We start from the raw sequence: 20,146 nt of genomic DNA on the forward strand, positions 1-20,146 counted from the left end.
CTGACAGCGCCGCCGGGCCGTCGCTGAGATCCACTACCGCCGTTGTGCTTGCATGAAGATGCGCTCGATATATGGAGAGTCAGCTTCTCAGCTTCGTCAGGTAGCGGGGCGAGGCTGACATCCTGTTGTCCGGTATTTCGTTTCCAAGGTGTCAGCCGGAAGCTGACACTCCCAAGCCCGCTCAAACGAAAATCGCAACTGCAGTGCTGGGCCTGCGTTTCGGAAAAGTGCCGAAGGGGAGGGAACGACGTCGGGTGTTCCGTAAGGGGCCTGCCGTCAGGCGCTCCGCGGCTGAGCGACAGACTCCGCTCTTGTCGAGTCTCTGCGCGACGAGGGGAGTACCAACTTTCCTCAGGCGGGATCGTCGAGGATGGCAGCGACGATGGCCTCCGGTGCGTCCTCCTGAACGAGATGGCCGGCGCGAGGCACGGAGATGAGGGCACCATCAGTGAGGCGGTCGGCGAGCTTGCGTCCCTGGGCGACGGGAATCCAGGCGTCGTCCGCTCCCCAGACGATGCGGGTCGGAAAGTCGGGACGTCGATAGCGAGCCTCGACCTCCTCGATATAGCGTTGGTTCATCTGCGCGATCTGGCGATAGAAGGCGCGCTGGCCGATGTCGCCTAGCCAAGGACCTCGATAGATCGACAGCGCCTCTTCGCTCAGAGGCTGCGCGACGGCATTGCCGATATAGGCCGAGACGAGGGCATGGTGGGCATAGGCCGGCAGTCCAGCAAAGGCGGCTTCATGGTGACCGACATGCCGGACGAAGGCAGACCCCTGCGGTGCGATCGCGACGGGATCGATCAACGTCAGGCCGGAAAAGGCGACATCGTCGAGGAAATGCGTACGCAGAGCGGTGGCGCCGCCGAAATCATGGGCAAGTACCTGCGGCCGCTCGAGGCCCCATTCGCGCAGCATGGCACCGAGAAGCCGGTTCTGCATGCCGAGCGAGACATCCCTGTCCGGCATGTCGGATTGGCCGTAGCCGAGCAGGTCGTAGAAGAAGACCCGCCTCCTGCGGGCGAGCCAGGGAGCGATGCGGCGCCACACCTGCGACGAGAAGGGGGTGCCATGCACCAGCACCATGGGGGGACCATCGCCCAGCATACCCCAGGCGATCTGGCTGCCTTCGAAGGTGAAACGGTTGGTGAGTTCCAGCATGGCGGCTCCTCCGGAATAACCTCTTTATTTGAATTATAGGTTAGACTGGATTTTCCAGCGCGCAACCGCTAAATTCAAAATAATGGTTATTTCCGAGTCTCAGAGCCGATTTGCCCAAGGGTGGAGCGAAGCCGATTATGTCGGCGGCCATCCCGCGCTTGATTTCATCAACACCGTTGCCGACACCGGCAAGACCCGCCTGGGCGACAAGATCGGCAGCTGGGAGGCGCTGCGTGATTGGGTTGGCGGGGCAGGGCTGCTCTCGAAGCAAGAACTCGCGGCGTTCCTGCAAGACCCCGAGCTCGACGATGATGGCGCGTTGGCCACGCTGCATGACCTGCGGGAGCAGGCCTATGAGGGGATGCTCGGCCTTGCTGGCCTTGCGGATACGGCTCGCCAAAGCATGGCGTATCAGGGCATGGAGCATGTGGAAGAGGCGATCCGCGAGGCCTTGGGACGAGGCGCTTTCCGGGAGGAGGGGGGGCGGTTCCGCTGGCGGCCGGACGCCGGCGGTTCCGAGCGCTGGCTGGACGCCGTCGCCTTGGGCCTCGAGGATTTCCTGCGCAGCGAGGACGTCGCGCGCCTGCGGCAATGCGCACGCTGCACCTGGCTCTTCGTCGATCGCGGGCGGGGAGCAGGTCGACGCTGGTGCGACATGCGCACCTGTGGCAATCGCGCCAAGGCTGAGGCTTTTCGCTGCCGGTGAGCACTATTGGTAGCCGGCTATCTGCATCGATTTCATAGGCTAAGGAGAACGCAGCTCAGTGCTCGCTGACCGGATTTAGTGGCGTTGTAATCCGGTGATCATTGCAGCGGATGATCCAATGAAAAGGGCTCGGCGCAAGCCGAGCCCTCATGGTTTGTCGCTGAAGACAGAGACTTAGAACACGCGCCGTATGCGGATGCCGGCCTGCCAGATATTGGGCGTGGCCTTGGTATTGGTGACCGTGGTGGTGGTTTCGCCGTCGGTCGTGGTGGTGCTGCTCGAACCCAGGTTGAAGTCGGCCCGGGTGTAGGCGACTTCGGCGCCGATGGTAAGGCCCTTGACGATCGTGTAGGTGAGGTTGGCGGCGACCGTGAATTCCTTGTCGAAGGACTTCTTGCCGGCGAAGCCGAGCAGGTCGTCGTAGCGAACGTCGATATAGCTCGCCACGAGGTTGGCGTTCAGGACGGGCGTGATATTGCCGCCCAGTTCGCCGACGACCGACCAGCCCTTGCCGGCGCGGAAGGTGCTGTTCGAGCCGAAATAATAGTCGCTGTAGTTGTTGAAGATGCTGTTGCCGGCGCCGAGATAGTCGAGGGCGCCATCGGCATACTGGCCTTCAACGATGAAGTGCCCGCCGTCGATGAAGGGCAGTTTCAACAGGCCCGTGCCGCCCACGGCCCAGCCATATTTCTGCTTGTGGGGGATATAGTCGGGGTCGGTGGCCAGAAGCGGAACGCCATTGGCATCGACGGCCTCGGCCGAACGGAACTGGTGGCCTGCAGCCTGGATGGCGACCGAGCCCCAGCTTTGATCCCAGCGCAACTGGCCGACCACGTCCGGAACCTGCTGGCCGCCCTGTTTCACCGCGACGTTGGAGCGGTGATCGCGGCCGTCTTCGACCGACAGCGTGGCACTGAAGCCACCGCCGAACTGGGCGGTGTAGGCCAGCAGGTTGACGGTGTTGCTCTCGGCATAATAGGGCGCCCAGATCGTATCGCCATATTCATTGTCGTAGAAGCCGAAGAACGAATGGGCGTAGCCAGCGGTCAGGCCGCCGAACTGGATGAAGGCCTTGTCGATGGTGAAGGTGTTGCCGTTATAGACGCCGCCGCGGCCCTGGTGGCTGATCGGATGCGAGTCGGCATTGATCTGGAAATAGGAGCGCAGCAGGCCCCAGTCGGTCTGGGTGCGGGCATCGAACCAGATGCGGGCCTGGGTGTTGAACGCCGTGCGATCGTTGTTGCGGCTCCACTTGAAGTTCGAGCGCGTGACCGTCGGTGTTCCGCCGTTGACGGTCGTCTCGACGCGGCCGCTGCCGCTGCCGCCGAAGCCGCGGTAATCGGCACGGATTTCGCCGCCAATCTTCAGGCAGGTGTCGGTGCCGGGAATATAGAAGAAGCCCGGGCCGAACGCCGTGCAGACCTTCACATATTCAACGGCTTCGCCCTTGGTCATGGGCAGATCGGCGGCCTGGGCGATACCGACGACGGCGATGCCGGCTATGGTTCCTAGAAGCAGAGATTTGGTCGCCATGCGACTCCCCCTTTGAGGTTGTTACCGGGGGTGAGATTGCGACACTTCCTGAGTCATCGCAAAAAGAATCCGATCAATGTGTCAGTTGGTGTGGCCGTTTTAGGCGTCTGTGTAACAAAAAGGCCACAATATAATCAGTGTTCATGGGCGAGTATGAAGATATTTCTTTAAAAATACAACCGATTATTCGAATTTACATTACTAAAATCGCCCCTTGGTTGTATCGTAATCTGGAATAATTACACGCAATAACTATCTGATTGAGGCACAATGCAACCTCGCGCTTGTGGTGCAAAGGCAGGCGATTCCCTATCTTCTTCTTGGGTTCGCGAGACCCTGAGCTATTGGAGCCCGGCCAGGAATTGACCTCCCTGGTCGGGTTTCGCTTTGGGTGGAGAGCCGCGGGGAATCGTACGGAAGGCGGCGCGGCTGGAGGCCTGCGCACCGGGACTTCGGGGACCGCTTGAAACGGGCGATGCTCTGCGCGGGGCTTGGCAGATACGAGGCAGGTCTCACTGCCCCCATGGGGGAGTAATGGGAACGGAAGCTGCCAGCCGGACCTTCGGCATGTCATCCGCCAATATGTCTTGGGAGGAGGAGCTGTCCTCTCCCTCGCGCTACCGTGGCATGGGTGGCCATTGCCGCCCGATGGCGGCCAGTCCCGAGATCAGGGCGTCCAGGTTCTTGCCCCCGGCGGCGATTTTCTGATTGGACTTGTAGCAGGTATATTCGACCCGCTCGTCCTCGAAGACGTCGATCTCGAGCCGGTTTTCCTCGACCGTGATCGTCAGGGTGACGGAGTCGGAACCCAAACGATCCATCATGAACCAGAGGCGATGCCGTTCCAGTGTTCGCAGCAATGCATAGAGCTTGTGAGGCATGGGCGCTTCCGGTCCGCGCGGCAGGCGGCTGATCGTGAGGGCTCGCTGCGTCCGGCGATCCATTCGAGGCGAGGACGAATGGATGGCGTCGGCGAAGGAGGCAAATAAACGGGCTAGCGAGCTTGATGGACGCCGATGGGGGCTTCCTGCATCCCGCGGGACCGGGCGGGCGGGAGCTGCAGGGCATTCGTTCTCGCCACGACTTCGGTGCGGCTGCGAGCCTTCAGCCTGCGCAGGATGTTGCGGACATGCACTCTCACGGTGAACTCGCTCATCCCGAGTTCGCGGGCAATGTCCTTGTTGGCCGAACCTTTGCGCAATTCGAGGACGATTTCCAGCTGCCTGGGTGTCAGCAGCGCCTGCAGGGGCTGCTCCTGTTCCTTCGGATCGGGCGTAACGGCTTTCCTTCGGTCCGCTTCCAGGAGCGGCGTGAACAATCCGCCCCGACGCACGAGGCGGGCGGCAAAGATGACATTGTCGATCGTCGATTCCGAGGGGACGACACCCTTTGCGCCCTGCTTGAGAAGAGCGATCAGCATGGCTTGGGTGGTAACGTCGGCGAGCACGAGAATGCGGGCTGCAGGCGCGGTCTCGAGGATCGCCCCAATGTCCCTGCCGATCGCCGCGATGCTGGGAGAATGCTCCGAAGCGATGAGAAGAACGTCGCTGGCACGAAGGGGAGCGCTGGCCCAGGCATCGACATCCTTGAAGCCCTCCACCGCAAGAGCGGTCTCCGACGCCATGAGGCAGCGCATCAAGGCCGTGCGGTGGAGGCCGCAGCCGCCGATCAGATCGATGGATATCGGAGGTATGTTGGTGCGCGTTCCGGCGCTCCTGCATTGGGTGAGACCATAGGTGTGGAAGGTTCGTTCGGCCTGCAGGGCATGCAAGCAACGTCCTTCGTCCACGCGAACCCCGATTAGAATCTCTGTCGGCGATAAGGTCATGCGGGCTTTGAAACCATCCTGGCGTTTCCTCCGGCAGATCAGTCCGAAAGTGCGGCTCGCCCCCAAGCCACTTACCTCAATCGAGGATTGCACTCCCTCCACCGTGCCATCACATTTATACCTGCTTTTTTTACTGAATGTTTCTACCAGTACTATACGTTGGTATGATGGTGGGCGGTGAAACCCGTTCTCACCGGTATTTGCAGCCGCCGATTCCGCCTTCATCGTGCCGATCTTCAGACGGCCCCAAATCCGGGCTGGGCAGAGCCTGGCTTACGCCGGAGCCCCTCCTTCTGTAAGACATGGCGTAGGTAATATAATACAGAAGTGAACAAGGGTGAAAAGTTGGCGGCGCTTGGATCGCGGACGAGCCCGCGTCGGAATCCCGACACACTTGTCACTCGCAGCGTCCGGACATCCCGCGCTAGCCTGGTCGCCATCGATACAGGCCGGGGAAGGCGAGAACGATGATCGACGACAACACCGCAGATCGACTTGGAACTCCCGAAATAGTCGATCGGGATAGTTTCCAGGCGAAGATGGAGGCGTTGCGGGCCCGGGAAAAGGTTCACACCCGGGAGGGCGATGCCATCGCTGCAGCCCGCCGGCGGCTGCCCATGGTCAAGGTGGATGGGGCAATCCCGCTTATCGGTACCCAGGGGGCAGTGACCTTGCTGGATGCCTTCGAAGGGCGTCGCATGCTCATCGCCTATTACTTCATGTGGCATGCCGGCCATCCTGCGCCGGAACAATGCGAAGGCTGTACCTGGGTCACTTCGCAGGTCCGCGAACCATCCTATGTGCATTCGCGCGATGTCACCTACGCCACCTTCTGCCAGGGGCCCTACCCGGAAAGTGCCCGCTATCGGGATTTCATGGGCTGGCAGATGCCCTGGTATTGCGCGCCTCGTGCCTCGCTCGATGCGCTCCTGGTCGGGCGCCGGGTAGGCCTGATGTATATCGTCTGCTATCTGCGGCTGGGGGCGGACGTCTTCGAGACCTATTGGACGACGTGGCGTGGCGTCGAGGCGATGGACAACAACTACCGGCTGCTCGATTTGACCGTTTATGGACGGCAGGAGGCGTGGGAGGACTCGCCCGCCGGATGGCCGCGACGGCTCGAAGGGGTCGACAGGATGCGTGTCGATGGGCGCCCCACCGCCCAGTGGTCCCGCCTCAAGGCCGGCTACTCCGACGATCTCGGTCCTTCCGGGCATTGAGGCCGCTTGTTGCTGGGCGCGGTTTGATCCTCTCGGGGCAGTCCGGGTAGGGTCTCACCCATCCGATGGGGTGCGGCAGGCTCTGAAAGTGTAGGGGGCGTCCAACGCCCTCAGGCTCGTGAATCTATCCCGACAGGTGTTGTGGGCAGGAGGCCCCCCGACCGATCATCACCCTCGAAAGCAACCGGCAGGCTCAGGACCCGCCGCACATTTCGGGAGGATTTAGATGGCCGGCTTCACCCAGCTTTTCGTTCCAGGACCGACCAATGTTCCGGAAGTCGTTCGCCAGGCGATGAACATGCCGATGGAGGACATGCGCGCGCCTGACTATCCAGACTTCACCCGCGGTCTGTTCACCGACCTGATGAAGGTGTTCCGCAACGAGACCGGTCGCGTCTTCATTTTCCCCTCCTCGGGCACGGGCGCCTGGGAATCGGCAATCACCAATACGCTCAGCCCGGGTGACCGCGTGCTGATGTCGCGCTTCGGCCAGTTCTCGCATCTATGGGTCGACATGTGCGAACGCTTCGGCCTCGACGTCGATGTGGTCGATGTCGAATGGGGCACCGGCTGCCCTGTCGAGATCTATGCCGAGCGGCTTCTCCAGGACAAGGAGCACCGCATCAAGGCTGTCTTCGTCACGCATAATGAAACGGCGACCGGCGTGACCAGCGATGTCGCCGGCGTGCGGGCCGCGCTCAACGCGGCCAAACATCCGGCCCTGCTCTTCGCCGACGGTGTTTCCTCGATCGGCTCGATCGATTTCCGCCAGGAGGATTGGGGCGTCGACTGCGCCGTCTCCGGTTCGCAGAAGGGCTTCATGCTGCCGCCTGGCCTGGGCTTCCTGTCGGTCAGCCAGAAAGCTCTCGCAGCCGCCAAGACCGCCGGGCACAAGCGCTGCTACTTCTCCTTCGAGGATCAGATTCGCGCCAACGACACCGGCTATTTCCCCTATACGCCGGCCGTTCAGCTCCTGCGTGGGCTTCGCGTGGCGCTTGATCTCCTCCACGAGGAGGGCCTCGAGGCTGTCTTCGAGCGTCACAACCGTCTGGCTACCGGCGTGCGCAAGGCGGTGGAGGCCTGGGGGCTGAAGCTCTGCGCCAAGGAAGCCAAGTGGAATTCCGACACGGTCAGCGCGGTGCTGGTGCCCGAAGGCATCGACAGTGCCGAGATCGTGCGGCGGGCCCATTACGGCTACCAGACCTCCCTCGGCGTCGGGCTCAACAAGGTTGCCGGCAAAGTGTTCCGCATCGGTCATCTCGGCTGGGTCAACGACGTGATGATGTGCGGTGCGATCTCGGCGGCTGAAATGGCGCTGCGTGATTGCGGCGTGAAAGTCCAGCCCGGCTCCGGCGTGGGCGCTGCCCTCGAACATTATCGCCTGTCGGCCCAGCCGAGCCTGGCCAAGGCTGCCTAAGACGCAACTCTGCCCTCCCCATCCGGGGGAGGGCGAAGACATGCTCCATAAAGACTTGAAGCCAGTGCCAATGGGTCGCGCCCACGCTCGAAGCTGCGGCAACCCGGAGGGAGGAACATCATGAGCCACACCATCCATCACCTGCGAAAACTGCGGCTGCAGCGTAGCGAACTCGCGGTACCGGGCTCCAATCCGGACATGATCCGCAAGGCCGCCGACGGCGAGGCCGACTATATCTTCCTCGACATCGAGGATGCGGTCGCCCCGCCGGACAAGGAGCGGGCCCGCAAGAACATCATCGAGGCCCTCAACGAGATCGACTGGCGCGCCCGCGGCAAGACCATCTCGGTACGTATCAACGGCCTTGACACGCATTACATGTATCGCGACGTCGTCGACGTGATGGAGCAGGCGGGTGACCGGCTCGACACCATCCTGGTGCCCAAGGTCGGCGTGCCGGCCGATCTCTACATGGTCGAGGCCATGGTCAACCAGATCGAGACCGCCAAGGGTTTCAAGACCCGTGTCGGCCTGGAGGGTCTGATCGAGACGGCGCTCGGCATGGCCAATGTCGAGGCGATCGCCGCCTATGGCGGTCGGCTCGAGGCTCTGCATTTCGGCGTTGCCGACTATGCGGCGAGCTGCAAGGCGCGCACGGTCTCGATCGGCGGCCTCAATCCCGATTATCCCGGCGACCAGTGGCATGCGGCGCTGTCGCGCATGACGGTGGCCTGCCGGGCCTATGGCCTGCGCGCCATCGATGGTCCGTTCGGCGACTTCTCCGATCCCGAAGCCTATATCGCGGCGGCGAGGCGTGCCGCCGCGCTCGGCATCGAAGGCAAATGGGCGATCCATCCCACCCAGATCGCGCTTGCCAATGAGGTGTTCTCGCCGCCCGAGAAGGAAGTGAACCGTGCCCGCCGCATCATCGAGATGCTCCGGGAGGCCGAGGAGCAGGGCAAGGGTGCTGCCGCCCTCGACGGCAAGATGATCGATGCCGCATCCGAACGCATGGCCCGCAACGTCCTGGTCATGCACGAGGCCATCCAACAGTCGACCCAGCCGCGCGCTGGCCTGCCCAACTGACGAGGTACCCTTATGGACATCCATGAATACCAGGCCAAGGAACTGCTCTCGCGCTATTCGGTGCAGATCCCGCGCGGCGGGCTTGCCTACAGCCCCGAGCAGGCGACCTATCGTGCCAGCGAGATCGGCGGCGACAAATGGGTGGTCAAGGCCCAGATCCATTCCGGCGCCCGCGGCAAGGCCGGCGGCATCCGCATCTGCAAGTCGGACAGCGAAGTGTCGGATGCGGCGGAGGCCATGCTCGGCCGCAAGCTGGTCACCCACCAGACCGGGCCTAAGGGCAAGCTCGTCTCGCGCCTCTATGTCGAGGAAACCGTCGATATCCGCCAGGAGCTTTATCTCGGCATCGTGCTCGACCGCAAATCCGAGCGCGTGATGATCGTGGCATCGGCCTCCGGCGGCATGGAGATCGAGGAAATCGCCGAAAAGCAACCTGACTCCATCATCCGCGCCATCGTCGATCCTGGTGCGGGCATGCAGCAGTTCCAGGCCCGCGAGATCGCCTTCGGCCTGGGGCTGGAGAACAACCTGATCGGCAAGGCCGTCGACACGCTGCTCGGCTGCTATCGCGTCTTCCGCGACTACGACGCCTCGATGCTGGAGATCAACCCGCTGGTCGTCACCCGCGACGGGAACCTGATCGCCCTCGATGCCAAGATGTCCTTCGACGAGAATGCGCTGTTCCGCCGTGCCGAGATTTCGGAATTGCGCGACAAGTCGCAGGAAGACCCGCGCGAGACCTTCGCCTCCGATCGTGGCCTGTCCTATGTCGGGCTCGATGGCAATATCGGCTGCATCATCAACGGTGCGGGCCTGGCCATGGCGACGATGGACATGATCAAGATCGCGGGCGGTGAGCCGGCGAACTTCCTCGACATCGGTGGCGGTGCCTCGCCCGAGCGCGTCGCCAAGGCGTTCCGGGCGGTGCTGGCCGACAAGAATGTCGAGACCATCCTGGTCAACATCTTCGCCGGCATCAATCGCTGCGACTGGGTGGCCGAGGGCGTGGTGAAAGCAATGCGCGAGGTCGGCGTGAACGTGCCCCTGGTGGTGCGCCTAGCCGGCACCAATGTCGAAGAGGGACGGCGTATCCTTGCCGAGTCCGGCGAGAAGGTGATCGTGGCCGAAACCCTGGCCGAAGCGGCCGAAAAATCGGTCGAGGCGATGCAGGCCTTTGCCAAAACCAAGAAGCATTGAGGGGGAAGCGAAATGGCAGTTCTGTTGAACCGCAAGACGCGCGTCATCGTCCAGGGCCTGACCGGCAAGATCGGTTCCTTCCACGCCCAGGACATGAAGCGTTACGGCACCAATGTCGTCGGCGGCGTTACCCCCGGCAAGGGTGGCCAGGAGCATCACGGCATTCCGGTCTTCAACACGGTCAAGGGCGCGGTGCGGGAGACGGGAGCCGAGGCCTCGATCGTGTTCGTGCCGCCGCCTTTCGCGGCTGATTCCATCATGGAAGCTGCCGATGCCGGCCTGAAGTTCTGCGTCTGCATTACCGACGGCATCCCCTCTCAGGACATGATGCGCGTGAAGCGTTATATGCGCCGCTTCCGCTACGAGGACCGCATGCGCCTGATCGGCCCCAACTGCGCCGGTGTCATCACGCCCGGCCAGGCGCTGATGGGCATCATGCCTGGCAATATCTATCTGCCGGGCCGGGTCGGCATCGTCGGTCGCTCGGGCACGCTCGGCTATGAGGCGGCCTCGCAGATGAAGGCGCTGGGCATTGGTGTTTCTACCAGCGTCGGCATCGGCGGTGACCCGATCAACGGCTCGTCCTTCAAGGACATCCTGAAGCTCTTCGAGGAAGATCCGGATACCGACGCCGTGGTGATGATCGGCGAGATCGGCGGCCCCCAGGAAGCGGAAGCCGCCGAATGGGCCAAGCATCACATGCGCAAGCCGCTGATCGCCTATATCGCCGGCCTGTCCGCACCCAAGGGCAAGCGCATGGGCCATGCCGGCGCCATCATCTCCGCCTTCGGCGAGTCGGCACAGGAAAAGGTCGAGATCCTGCGTGACGCTGGTGTCGCGATCGTACCGACGCCGGCCGAATTCGGGCCGACCGTGGCAAGCGTGCTCGAAAGCAGGAAGGCGGCCTGACCGGCAAGGTCACGCCGCCCCTCGCCCACGCACCTGCAGGCAAGTGCGGACCTCTCCCCGTTAGAATGGGGAGAGGCAAGGCAAAGCAAAAGGGGCCGCGCGGCCCTATGGGTCGAAGCGCGCCCTGCTATCCCGCCGATCGCAAGGAGTGACCATGAAACCTCGGATTCTCGTGACGCGGCGCTGGCCTGAAGCGGTCGAACGCATCCTTGCCGACAGGTTCGACACGACATTCAACCAGAACGACACGCCGCTGACCGCATCGCAGCTGAGCGACGCGTTCAGACAGTTCGATGCTGTCCTGCCCACGGTCAGCGACAAGCTGCCGGCCTCGGTCTTTCCCGAGGCGGATGTGCGGACCAAGCTCCTGGCCAATTTTGGCGTCGGCTTCAGCCATATCGACATTGACGCGGCGCGCGCCCGCGGCATGACGGTGACCAATACGCCGGGCGTCCTCACCGACTGTACCGCCGACATCGCCCTCAGCCTGCTCCTTGCCGTGGCGCGCCGGGCAGGGGAGGGGGAGCGTCAATTGCGGGCCGGAGAGTGGGCGGGCTGGTGCCCCACCCACATGATCGGTGCCAAGGTGAGCGGCAAGACCATCGGCATCATCGGCATGGGGCGGATCGGCAAGGCAACGGCCAGGCGGGCCCATTTCGGCTTCGACATGAAGGTCGTGTTCTACAACCGCTCGAAAGTCGACGACGAGGCTGTCAGCGCCATGGGCGCGCGGCAGCTGGCAAGCGTGGAGGATGTGCTGGCCGAGGCGGACTTCGTCTCCCTGCATTGCCCGGGCGGCGCGGAGAACCGGCATCTCATCAATGCCGCGAGATTGCGGGCGATGAAGCCGAGCGCCTTCCTGATCAATACTGCGCGGGGCGACGTTGTCGACCAGCAGGCCCTGGTCGATGCGCTCGAAAGCGGGACGATCGCCGGAGCGGGGCTCGACGTCTATGACGGCGAACCGGCGGTGCCCGCCGCGCTCCTGCGCCTGGAGAATGTGGTCCTGTTGCCGCATCTCGGCAGTGCTACGGAAGAAACCCGCGTGGCGATGGGCATGAGGGCGGTCGACAATCTCACCGCCTTCTTCGAGGGACGGTCCGTGCCCGACAGGGTTGCGTAGCGTATCAGGCGACCTGTCGGAAGCGGCAGGAACGATGCAGCGATAGCGGCTTGAGACAATGCCATTCCCGGTCCGTAGGGACCGGGAAATTTTGGGGCTACTGCTGTTGGATCTGGGAGGCTGATCTTGCCGTCAGAGAGCCTCAGATCGTCAGCCATGCAGCTTGATTGCGGTTTCGGCGATCGCACGGCCCTGATAGCCTGCGCCCGCCAGTTCGTTCTCGCTCGGCTGGCGGCTGCCGTCGCCACCGGTGATGGTGGTGGCGCCATAGGGAGCGCCGCCGGTGACCTCGTCGAGCCGCATCTGCCCGGCAAAGCCATAGTTGAGACCGACGATCGTCATGCCGAAATGCAGGAGATTGGTGATGATCGAGAACAGGGTGGTCTCCTGGCCCCCATGCTGGGTCGCGCTCGAGGTGAAGGCGCCGCCGACCTTGCCGTTCAGCGCGCCCTTGGCCCAGAGGCCGCCGGCCTGGTCGAGGAAGTTCGCCATTTGCGAGGACATCCGGCCGAAGCGGGTGCCGGTGCCGACGATGATGGCATCATAATCGGCGAGCTCCTCGATCCTGGCGATCGGCGCGGCCTGATCAAGCTTGTAGTGCGATGCCTTGGCGACCGCCTCCGGCACCAGTTCGGGCACGCGCTTGACGTCGACGATGGCTCCGGCCTCGCGAGCGCCCGCCGCGACTGCGTTGGCCATCGCCTCGATGTGACCATAGGCGGAGTAATAGAGTACGAGAACCTTTGCCATCGACATCTCCTCTCGATCTAGCAGCCTGCCCGAAAGAATGCGTATCCATCCAGTTGAAACGAACGCCCCGGCCCATTGCCGCGCATGGCGAGCAATGCCCAATTCCGTTCCGACTATCCTATATCTCGGCCTGAACGGGAATCGATTTTGCACCAGCCGGATCGCCGAGCAGCCGACGGGCTCTGCTCCAAAGGCAAGGGATGCCTGTTCAGCTGGCCTGTTCGTGGCTGACTGCCTGGATTCTTTCCCAGACCTGTGCCGGCCTGGGAATGTCGAGGCCGAAAATTGTATCGAATATGTCCGCGAGATGGTCCGCGCTTGTGATGCGCCGCTCGCTGATGCTGCCTGCCGTCACGGTGCTCAGGCAGTCGTTCTTCAGGGCGACATAACCATTCTCGATATGCCGCAGGATCGCCAGGGCGTTTGTGAACGGCGAGCCGGCATCCTGCGTCAGCCAGCCGAGCGTGGCTTCTATGGCGGCCTCGTCGCTGTGATCGGGGCGGAAATCGAAGCTGTGGGCGAGGCCATTGGCATGGTTGTTGAATCGCAGCCAGCCGTCGGCCGTCGGGGCAATCGAAAAATCGAAGCCGCGCTGGCGGATCGGCCCGGCGGCAAGCGGTATGGGTTCGATGATGCCGTCCGCCAGGCCGACCTCGGCAAGGTATGGTCGGTCGAGATCGACGCGTAGCGTGAGATGGTTGCCGATGGCGACATCGCCCAATATGGCGCGATTGACGCCGCCGCACAGGCGGGTCACGCGGAAACCGAGCGCGGCGAGCGCCGCGCCGAACAGGCCGTTCATCTCGTAGCACCAGCCGCCGCGCTTGCCTTGCACCATCTTGGCGAAAGCCGCGGCCGGCGCGATCGAGGAGGGCCATCCCATGAAAGCATCCAGCGCCTCCCAGGTGAAGGCCATGAGATGGGCGCGGTGAAGCCTCGACAGGCCGTCGATATCAAGAGAAATCGACCGCGCCATTCCAATCCTGGCGAGATAGGCATCCAATTGGGCAGGCGTCAGGGCCATGCCATTTTCGTTTGCAGGGACGTGTTTCATCCTTCGGTTCCTTTCGATGGACCGATTTCGAGGTTTGCGAGATTGTGTTTCAGGGGCCCCGTAGTGAGATCGCCGCGTCGTCAGGCGTCATCAGGGCCAGCCTGCCTCATTGGGCTGGCGGCTTCGGCAATGAAGAATAGGTCTCCGCGGGCATGACGGCGAACACGAAGGTGCTGGGCTTCTCGGAAGGGCCAAAGGGGCCTGCGACCTTGTTGGAGACCGGCTTGATGCTCTTCAAATAGGCCGCAATGGCTTCGGCATCCGCGCTGCTAAGGTGCGAGAAGGCTTCAAAGGGCATGACCGGCGCAAGCCTGCGCCCGTCGGGACGTTTGCCGGTCGTGATCGCGGTCACGATCTGCCGTGTGCTCCAATTGCCGATACCGGTCTCCTTGTCGGGCGTCAGATTCGGGCCCGCGAAAACGCCGAGGCCCGGTATGGCAAAGCCGACATCCGAACCACCCAGATAGCGGCCCCTATCTGGATGGCCCAGGAAAGTTCCGGGCGTGTGGCAATCCGAGCAGCCTGCGACGGTCACCAGATATTTGCCCCGCTCGATGGATGACTGCGCTTGCGCCTCGATCGGGAATGCGCCGAGCGCGATGGCCAATGCGAGCAGGAACATAAGAACGGGTGAGACCCGGACGACCTTCCCGGGCAGGGAGGCGGCGGGAAGCTCCTCGGCACCGAGTGTGTTTCCGGTCGCGATGGAGAGGAGGACAGTAGAAAAGGCAGTCGGAAGGCGCTTCATTGGGGTGGCTCCGTTCGAAGGGGTGGGCCGGATAGCTGGCTATGGGCGAGTTGGCACAAGGCTCCGCCGTTCGCCGGTGCGGAGGGCAACGGCGTTCGGTAGTGCGGGAAGGAGCGACGGGGCGGTCGCCGGCGCTTCCGCCGCGCTCAGCGGCTGCCGATTAGGCGGCGGACAGAGTTCTTCGGGAAGGGCTCAGCGCGAAATCCTCGATCTCGGCGACGAGCCGCGCAGGCCCCGGGCCTTCCCGGGCGATGGCGCGCCCGAGTGCCGAAGCCCGCGCGGCGAAGCTCGGCTCGGCGAAGACACGGCGTACGGCCTCAGCGAGCCTTTGCGGGGAAATTGAAGGATCCAGGTGCAGGCCCGCGCCGTGATAGTCCACGCGCGCGGCGTTGTCGTTCTGGTCGCGCCCCATCGGGAGAACGACGAGGGGGACGCCGTGGTGCAGCGATCGCATGACCGTGCCGTGCCCGCCATGGGTGACGACGGCGCTGGCCTTGGTCAGAATGTCGTCATGCACGGCATTGGCAAGGATCGTGACATTCGCCGATGATTTCAGGCGAAGGTCTTCGAGTGCCTTGCCAAGGGTGACGACCACCTCGACCGGCTCGCCGGCCAAGCCGGATATCACCCGCTGGAGCACGTCGGCCTGCCCCTGATTGGTGGTGCTGAACGAGACGAGCACGAGGGGCCGCATCTTGCGCGCAGGTGGCCTCGTCCAGCGTTGGTGGGCCCAGCTCGGCAGCTCCAGAAGTGGCCCGACATAGCGCAGGTGGTCCGGCAGGCGCTCGGCGGGAAAATCGAAGCTGGCGCTGGTGGCAAGCAGATAGCGGCCGGCGCTCAGGGGCTGCTCGCGGACATGGGCCAGCGGCGCGGCACCGAAATGCGCGCGGGCGGCATTGAGGCAAGGCAGGAAGCCGTCCCAGGCTTGCTCGATCAGGGCCGAAACCTCGGCGTCGCGCGCCCGGTCCGCCGCCGAAAGGGCAGGCCGAAAGCCGGGACCGAAGGGCGGATGGCCAGGCAGGGGCCAGAGCGAGATATTGCTTGCGAGCAGGGCCGTCGGAACCTTGGCAACTTCGCCGGCGAGCATGCTGCCGAACAGCAGGTCCGAGCCGAGAAGCATATCGGCCGGCTCCCTCGCCAGGGTCTCGAGAATATCCTCGGCATAGGATCGTGTCGGTCCGACGAAGATCCGTTCGCACCCTCTTTGGAAGCCGGCCAGAGCGTCGGCGGTTTCCCAATCGCGTATGAAACAGCTTTCGAAGGAGCGATCTGGACGGTTCGGCGCACGCTGCCATGGCAGGAATCGAGCGCCTGCCTCGATCGCTTCCGCTCTCATCGTGTCATCGGCGATCAGGCGCACATCGTGGCCCCGGCTGGCGAGGGCACGTATGGCGGCGAGCGTCGGCGGCACGTTGCCGCCGCCCTCCCAGCTGGCGGCCAGGATGCGCAGATGCGGCCTCGCATCCGTCGTCTTTGTCATTGCCTGGCTCCTTTCCCGATGGAGACCGGATCAGTTCGTATTTTGCTTCAGTCCTCACGCAGCAGACGCTCGATCGCCTGCGTCATGAGCCGATGTGTATTCGCCGCCGAATGTCCCTGCGCGCGGCGCAGCAGATGCCAGATCCAGACATCGGTCTGGGCCAGCAACTGCGCGAGCCGATCCCCGCGAGCCTTGTCATCGAGCTTGTCGAGCCAGGCCTTGAACATGTCCCCGATCCACTCGCGATGACCTTTGCGTCCGCGATCGAGGACGGCGGCAAATTCGGGAATGCGGGCTTCCTGCCCGAGCGTCCGCACGAGGATGTCGCCGGTGCGTTCATAGTCGTCCATCAGGAGCGTGACGATGTCGGCCACGCTCTCTGCCGGCGCGCGCCAACGCTGGGCCCGGATCGAGACATCCATCTGGGCCGCCATGGCGCTGAGTACACCGGTCTTGCTGCCGAAGCGCCTTATCACGGTTTGGCGGGTGGTGCTGGCCGCGACGGCGATGTCGTCGAGAGTGATTTCGTCGAACCAGCGCTCTGCAAGGAGCGTGGTCAAGGCATCGACGATCTGCTGCTCGGTATCCTGAACCGCGTTGGCGCGCGCCGATTGACGATAGGCTCGCGGAGACATGGCGTCGTTTCCTAATTTTATGTTACAAAGTGTAACGCGAAATTGGAAGGGCGTCAACGCGGGTTGATAGTGCGAATGAATGCAACTTTTGATTGTGTCTATCGCAGTCGAGAGAGAGCAGGGCCTATCCCTGCGGGGAGAATGCCGGCTTCACACAATGCCGGAGGAACCCGTCTCCACCTATCCGTTTCGATCGATGGAACCCGGGCTTTTTACCGCGCCGTTGGCGTCCACCTGTGTTCGAAATCCCAGCCAGGCGACATTCAGCACGAGTTCGAGGATCTCCTCGCGCCTCGGTCCCGGATGATCGAGCCACCACACGGCAACCGCGTGGAGACCTTCCTTCAGAAACTCCGCCGTTCCATGTCGCTGCCATGACGGTTGATTTGGCGCGAAGTCGGCCAGGAGCGCTGCGATGCCGGCGGACGCGCCGGCCTGGACCTCGCACGAAACTTTCGCCGCGACCCGATCACCCGCCGGAACCGTCAGTAGCACCCGCGCGGCATCAGGCGACTGCTCGACGAATGTCAGGAAGGCGTCGATCGAGCGGCGGAACTTTTGTTCGAGGCTGGTGTCATCCTGCGCGATCACCTTGCCCTTGCCGATCAAGCTGTCGCGGATTGACTCGAGCACGGCCAGGAATAGCGCCTGTTTCGAAGGAAAATGATCGTAGAGAACCGGTTTGCTGATCTCCGCACGGGCCGCGATGTCGTCCATTTTCGTGCCGTCATATCCGTCGCGCGCAAATGCGCTCACAGCGGCCGCGATGATCCGGGCCCGCCGTTCTTCCGCGCTCAGACGTTTGCGCACCCTTGACTTCATCGAGATCGATACTAACCTACTTCAAAGTAGGTTAGCAAGCCGCGAGGTGAGACGATGCGCATTTTCGTTGCAGGTGCGACGGGCGCGGTCGGACGCCGCCTGGTTCCGCGTCTGATCGGCAACGGCCATAGCGTGGTCGGATTGACGCGAACTCCGGCGAAGGCCGGCTTCCTGCAGGAACTCGGCGCCGAGGCGGTTGTTGCCGACGCGCTCGATGAAACGGCCATTCGCGCATTGGTCGCTGCTGCGAACCCGGACGTGATCGTGCATCAGCTGACGGATTTGAAGGGGGCTTCGGACCTGCGCAAATTCGACCGCGTTTTCGCGAGCAGCAATCGGCTGCGCACCACCGGGACGGATCATCTTCTTGCAGCCGCGCGCGATTGCGGCGTGAAGCGGATCGTCGCGCAAAGCTTTTGCGGCTGGCCTTATGCGCGGGTTGGCGGTGATGTGAAAGTCGAGGACGATCCGCTCGACCAGGATCCGCCGCAAGAGCTCCGCGGTACGCTCGATGCGATCCGTTATCTCGAGCACGCCGTCACGACAGCGCCCGGCCTGGTTGGTGTCGCGCTTCGCTATGGCGGATTCTATGGCCCCGACACGGGCGTCTTCGATCCAGCCATGATCGAACGGATTCGCAGGCGTCGCATGCCGCTGATCGGTGGCGGTACCGCGTGGTGGTCATTCCTGCATATCGATGACGCGGCGGAGGCAACCGCGGCGGCGGTCGAGCGTGGCGAGGGCATCTACAACATTGTCGACGACGATCCGGCGCCGGTGTGCACCTGGCTCACCGAGATCGCTGCAATGCTGGGCGCAAAACGGCCATTCAGCGTGCCGGCATGGCTTGGCCGCCTTGCCGCCGGGCAGCATATCGTTGTCATGATGACGGAATCGCGTGCGGGATCGAACGCCAAGGCCAAGCGGGAACTCGACTGGTCGCCGCGCCATCCTTCATGGCGGCAGGGATTTGCCGAAATCATCCGGAATGAAGCGCCACTGGCTACCTAGCTCAGGACCCGCCTCGCCAGCATGCCAGGAGGCGTGAGCAACGGATTGGATCAGGCGGGCACTCCCGAAGGTTGATGGCCGGGACACAACCATGCTCCGAGCGCCGATCTTTGTGGCACTCCCGGAGGACGAGTTTCGATTTCGAGCGCAGTCGCTAGTGAGCTTCTTGCTGGTATGGACGCTGGGCCGAAGAGGGCTGGGCGCCGCCGCTTCCATGTGCCCCGATCCCGCTTGGGGCGGAGGTGCGCCGCGAGGAGACGCCGGGATCGCTGCCGATTCCAGACGTTCATTCCGACATATCCCAACCACGTGCTCTGGTTGACTCAGATATAGAACGCGTTGAAGTCATGCCTCGACTTCGATTGATATACTAAGGTTATCTCCCAGTATCTTCTTGATTTTCCGCGTAACTATACAGAATAATGATGAGCTGTATTGATTCAGCAAATGGATCCGCCGCCGCATGGCGGCATCGGGTGTTTACAAGGAGGCGCCAAGTGTTCGTTTGCTATTCTCCCTATCATCGAACCGACAGCGGCCCGCCCAGCGGCGTCACCGAAGCCGATGTCGAAGCCGACATGAAGATCGTTGCTGCGCACTTCACGCAGATTCGCACCTATGGCGTCGATGGCGGCAATCAGTGGAATGCCGACAAGGCCCTGAAGAATGGCATCCGCAAGATGTCGGTCGGGGTCTGGGTCACGCCCAACGATGCATCGGCGACGAACAAGCAGATTGACCTGGCGTTGAGCCAGCTCGACGCTGCCGCCAAGAAGTACGGCGGGTTCGAGCACTTGGACCTGGTCATCGGCAATGAGGTCGATCGCACGGACGTCGCCGTCTATGCGCCGGCCGACATCCACAACGGCATGGCTTATGCCAAGCAGGCAGTACAAAAGTATCCAACGCTGGATAGCGTCTATGTGACGACCTGCTTCAGCGGCACGGTCCTGGGACCCGGCCCTAACGCGGCCAAGTGGCAGCCGGTCGTCGATTTTTGCGACGAACGCACTTTGCTGACGGTCTATCCGTGGTACGGCGGCGCCGATCCGGGCAACATCGACAAGCAGATGCAGTGGTCGTGGGACAATGGCCTGAAGCAGGTGCAGGCGCGCAAGAAGCAGATCGTGATCGCAGAGATCGGCTGGCCGAGCGCCGGCGGCCGCGCGACATCGGTCGAAAACGAAAGGATCAACTTCGAGACGACGAAGAAGTGGGTGAACTACGGAAACCCGATGGGAATGCAGTTCGATACCTACTGGTTCGAGATGTTCGACGAGCGGTGGAAGACCAAGGAAGGCGCCCAGGGCCCGCACTGGGGCCTGTACACTGGCGGGCCAAATCCCCAGCCGAAGTTCGCCTTCGAGGGCTGAAACACGCCATGCCTGAAGCTCACAAGCAATGAACGCAAGGCCGTCCAGCCGGATCTGGTTGGGCGGCCTGCACCCGTGGTGATATGTCGGTTC

Annotated in this window: 19 protein-coding genes; 9 read left to right on the forward strand and 10 right to left on the reverse strand. The window is 63.0% G+C overall.

Going from position 1 to position 20,146, the window contains the following annotated elements; all coding sequences use genetic code 11:
- Positions 1 to 351 precede the first annotated feature (351 nt).
- Entirely contained in the window at positions 352 to 1,161 is an 810-nt protein-coding gene (locus tag ACTJKX_RS20550) for an alpha/beta fold hydrolase (RefSeq protein WP_440726331.1), read from the reverse strand.
- A gap of 82 nt (positions 1,162 to 1,243) precedes the next feature.
- Between ACTJKX_RS20550 and ACTJKX_RS20555 the strand changes: the two genes are divergently transcribed.
- Positions 1,244 to 1,867 carry a CGNR zinc finger domain-containing protein gene (locus ACTJKX_RS20555; RefSeq protein ID WP_440726332.1) on the forward strand — a complete coding sequence of 208 codons (624 nt, stop codon included), beginning with the start codon at positions 1,244 to 1,246 and terminating at the stop codon, positions 1,865 to 1,867.
- A 174-nt stretch (positions 1,868 to 2,041) separates the two neighbouring features.
- Here ACTJKX_RS20555 and ACTJKX_RS20560 read toward each other — a convergent pair whose 3' ends face one another.
- The 3 genes from ACTJKX_RS20560 to ACTJKX_RS20570 form a co-directional block, all read right to left on the reverse strand.
- Positions 2,042 to 3,400, reverse strand: a complete 1,359-nt coding sequence (locus ACTJKX_RS20560) for a porin (RefSeq protein ID WP_311944840.1) — start codon at positions 3,398 to 3,400, stop codon at positions 2,042 to 2,044.
- 617 nt (positions 3,401 to 4,017) lie between these two features.
- Positions 4,018 to 4,281 (reverse strand): hypothetical protein, encoded by a 264-nt coding sequence (locus ACTJKX_RS20565; RefSeq protein WP_311944838.1) that lies wholly within the window; start codon positions 4,279 to 4,281, stop codon positions 4,018 to 4,020.
- A gap of 113 nt (positions 4,282 to 4,394) precedes the next feature.
- The gene (locus tag ACTJKX_RS20570; RefSeq protein ID WP_440726333.1) at positions 4,395 to 5,453 is read right to left on the reverse strand and encodes a response regulator transcription factor; all 1,059 of its coding nucleotides are present in this window, start codon (positions 5,451 to 5,453) and stop codon (positions 4,395 to 4,397) included.
- Between the two features lie 242 nt (positions 5,454 to 5,695).
- On the opposite strand from ACTJKX_RS20570, the gene ACTJKX_RS20575 reads away from it, so the two are divergent.
- The 6 genes from ACTJKX_RS20575 (at position 5,696) to ACTJKX_RS20600 (ending at position 12,180) form a co-directional block, all read left to right on the forward strand.
- On the forward strand, positions 5,696 to 6,448 hold the full coding sequence (locus ACTJKX_RS20575) for a DUF899 family protein (protein WP_440726334.1): 753 nt from the start codon (positions 5,696 to 5,698) through the stop codon (positions 6,446 to 6,448).
- A 226-nt stretch (positions 6,449 to 6,674) separates the two neighbouring features.
- On the forward strand, positions 6,675 to 7,865 hold the full coding sequence (locus ACTJKX_RS20580) for an aminotransferase class V-fold PLP-dependent enzyme (RefSeq protein ID WP_311944834.1): 1,191 nt from the start codon (positions 6,675 to 6,677) through the stop codon (positions 7,863 to 7,865).
- Between the two features lie 120 nt (positions 7,866 to 7,985).
- Complete coding sequence (locus ACTJKX_RS20585) at positions 7,986 to 8,951, forward strand: HpcH/HpaI aldolase/citrate lyase family protein (protein ID WP_068289226.1); 966 nt, start codon at positions 7,986 to 7,988, stop codon at positions 8,949 to 8,951.
- A 12-nt stretch (positions 8,952 to 8,963) separates the two neighbouring features.
- The gene (locus ACTJKX_RS20590) at positions 8,964 to 10,148 is read left to right on the forward strand and encodes a malate--CoA ligase subunit beta (RefSeq protein WP_311944832.1); all 1,185 of its coding nucleotides are present in this window, start codon (positions 8,964 to 8,966) and stop codon (positions 10,146 to 10,148) included.
- A 12-nt stretch (positions 10,149 to 10,160) separates the two neighbouring features.
- A complete protein-coding gene (sucD, locus tag ACTJKX_RS20595; RefSeq protein WP_311944831.1) occupies positions 10,161 to 11,057 on the forward strand; it encodes a succinate--CoA ligase subunit alpha in 897 nt (298 codons plus the stop codon).
- A gap of 154 nt (positions 11,058 to 11,211) precedes the next feature.
- A complete protein-coding gene (locus tag ACTJKX_RS20600) occupies positions 11,212 to 12,180 on the forward strand; it encodes a 2-hydroxyacid dehydrogenase (RefSeq protein WP_415083074.1) in 969 nt (322 codons plus the stop codon).
- Positions 12,181 to 12,330: 150 nt separating this feature from the next.
- Here the strand turns inward: ACTJKX_RS20600 and wrbA are convergent, their stop codons facing one another.
- From wrbA to ACTJKX_RS20630, 6 genes are all read right to left on the reverse strand, one after another.
- Entirely contained in the window at positions 12,331 to 12,930 is a 600-nt protein-coding gene (gene wrbA / locus ACTJKX_RS20605) for an NAD(P)H:quinone oxidoreductase (protein ID WP_394313354.1), read from the reverse strand.
- Positions 12,931 to 13,138: 208 nt separating this feature from the next.
- Positions 13,139 to 13,954, reverse strand: a complete 816-nt coding sequence (locus ACTJKX_RS20610) for an arylamine N-acetyltransferase family protein (RefSeq protein ID WP_440726335.1) — start codon at positions 13,952 to 13,954, stop codon at positions 13,139 to 13,141.
- Positions 13,955 to 14,090: 136 nt separating this feature from the next.
- On the reverse strand, positions 14,091 to 14,606 hold the full coding sequence (locus ACTJKX_RS20615; RefSeq protein WP_440726368.1) for a c-type cytochrome: 516 nt from the start codon (positions 14,604 to 14,606) through the stop codon (positions 14,091 to 14,093).
- 286 nt (positions 14,607 to 14,892) lie between these two features.
- On the reverse strand, positions 14,893 to 16,212 hold the full coding sequence (locus tag ACTJKX_RS20620) for a glycosyltransferase (RefSeq protein WP_440726336.1): 1,320 nt from the start codon (positions 16,210 to 16,212) through the stop codon (positions 14,893 to 14,895).
- Positions 16,213 to 16,259: 47 nt separating this feature from the next.
- Complete coding sequence (locus tag ACTJKX_RS20625; protein ID WP_394315613.1) at positions 16,260 to 16,847, reverse strand: TetR/AcrR family transcriptional regulator; 588 nt, start codon at positions 16,845 to 16,847, stop codon at positions 16,260 to 16,262.
- A gap of 180 nt (positions 16,848 to 17,027) precedes the next feature.
- On the reverse strand, positions 17,028 to 17,657 hold the full coding sequence (locus ACTJKX_RS20630) for a TetR/AcrR family transcriptional regulator (protein ID WP_440726337.1): 630 nt from the start codon (positions 17,655 to 17,657) through the stop codon (positions 17,028 to 17,030).
- 66 nt (positions 17,658 to 17,723) lie between these two features.
- On the opposite strand from ACTJKX_RS20630, the gene ACTJKX_RS20635 reads away from it, so the two are divergent.
- Complete coding sequence (locus tag ACTJKX_RS20635; protein WP_440726338.1) at positions 17,724 to 18,680, forward strand: NAD-dependent epimerase/dehydratase family protein; 957 nt, start codon at positions 17,724 to 17,726, stop codon at positions 18,678 to 18,680.
- A gap of 497 nt (positions 18,681 to 19,177) precedes the next feature.
- Positions 19,178 to 20,053: a glycosyl hydrolase family 17 protein gene (locus tag ACTJKX_RS20640; RefSeq protein WP_440726339.1), complete on the forward strand. Its 876-nt coding sequence runs from the start codon at positions 19,178 to 19,180 to the stop codon at positions 20,051 to 20,053.
- The last annotated feature ends 93 nt before the right edge of the window (positions 20,054 to 20,146 follow it).

It is taken from the genome of Labrys sp. 22185 (assembly GCF_052045555.1).
GTDB lineage: Bacteria > Pseudomonadota > Alphaproteobacteria > Rhizobiales > Labraceae > Labrys > Labrys neptuniae.